At 44.5% G+C, this 1,686-nt stretch carries 1 pseudogene; it reads right to left on the reverse strand.

Features of this window, described 5'->3' with window-relative positions:
- Positions 1 to 115 precede the first annotated feature (115 nt).
- Positions 116 to 1,486 (reverse strand): annotated as a pseudogene (locus A142_RS07990) (integrase core domain-containing protein).
- Positions 1,487 to 1,686: the final 200 nt, after the last annotated feature.

Consider the following 1,686-nt stretch of genomic DNA (forward strand, 5'->3'; position numbering starts at 1 on the left):
CAACACTGGAAACAGGTCAAGCAAGGCAACTGCGTATTTCGGTGATTGCGATCGCTCGTTTCCGCTGTTTTTCAAGCAAGTTGTCGTCTTTTTTACAATTTAGTAACGTGAATGATTACGCTGCACACTTTTCAGGGTTCAAGTACACCTCATCGATATAACTCCAGTCTCTCGTTTGCCGACTCCATCTGCCTGGATGAGTCAATTGAGCACGTCGGTAGACTTGCATACGCTGTCGGAGAATTTCATTATCCTCCCCGCAATGCCTCTGCTGAGGTGTTACATACTTTATGCCACTGTGTTTATGCTCATTGTTATACCAATCAACAAAATTACCAACCCAACACCGAGCGTCTTCAATGGAAGAAAACCCATCCATTGGCCATGAAGGACAATACTTTATTGTTTTGAACAACGACTCAGAGTATGGGTTGTCATTGCTTACTCTTGGCCTAGAGTAAGAGCTTGCAATCCCAAGGTCGTACATCTTTGCAAGCATGGTGTAACTTCTCATAGGAGCACCGTTGTCAGAGTGCAAAGTAATGTTGCCTTGCACACACTTTTCCCGCCATGTTGTTCTTTGGAGTAACTCCGCTCCATACCTGATTTGGTTTGCAGGCTTTTTGAACCTTTGGTCGAGAAGGACTTGTGCCAGCTTTGTTACGAGTTCGCTTACCTAGCTGGTTGTTTGCTTTTAATACACGATAAAATGTGGACTCTGAGGCAATGTAAATGCCTTCATCAGCCAACATTGGAACGATGATATTCGGAGGTAAATCGGCATACTCTGGTGTATTGCCGATATCTAATATCTGCTGCCTTTCGGCTTCTGATAGCTTATTATGAGGCTCGTGCTGCCGAGGATGCTGACGCATATCACTTGTGATTTCGGCAGAGTTCCGTGTCCAACGCTGGAACGTTCGTATTGATAACCCAACGGTGGAACAAGCCTTTGTCTTTGTTGCCCCTTTACGTACAGCTTCATCAACAAGAGTGACTATTTTAAGCCGCTCTGAGATAGGAATCAGTCTTCCTCGTTGATTTCCCAGAGGGCATTGAACTTTTCCCGCAAAACCAGTAGCGCAGCCGTTTCAGCAAGTGCTTTATCTTTACGTGCCAACTCCTTCTCCAACGCTTTTACCTTTCTGCGTTCATCACGTAGTAGCTTATTTTCTTTGTGTGGCATTGAAGTCGATGTTGTACTCTGCGCCTTGATAGACAGTGCTCGCCAGGTTTTAACGTCATCGACAAATACCCCTTTAGACCTACAGTATTCAGCTAACTCGCGTTCAGACATTGTTGTAGTTTCAATCACTATGAAAAATCTCTGCTCCGCTGAATAATCAGTAGTAGCATTTTCTAAGGGCAGCTCTGTAGACAATAGGCCGCTTTCAACAAGTTCATTTCTCCACTTAGATACCACGGGTGGACTCACATCTAATTCTTTAGCAATTCTTCGATGAGACCAATTATATGGTGGTAACAGCCAAGTTTGGCCTTTCGTTTTCACATCAATTGGAACTGGATTGGCTGGCATAGTTATCTCCTTAAAAATCTAGGCGACAACTATGCTGACACAGGGGGGGAATCAGTGATCGGTTTAAACCGAAATGACTGCTCGGAATGCTCCGAAATATGCAGCAACCGTGGAAGGCCTCGTTTGTTTAGTGACTTAGCCATTACGAC

The organism is Vibrio splendidus 12E03 (genome assembly GCF_000272105.2).
Classification (GTDB): domain Bacteria; phylum Pseudomonadota; class Gammaproteobacteria; order Enterobacterales; family Vibrionaceae; genus Vibrio; species Vibrio splendidus_I.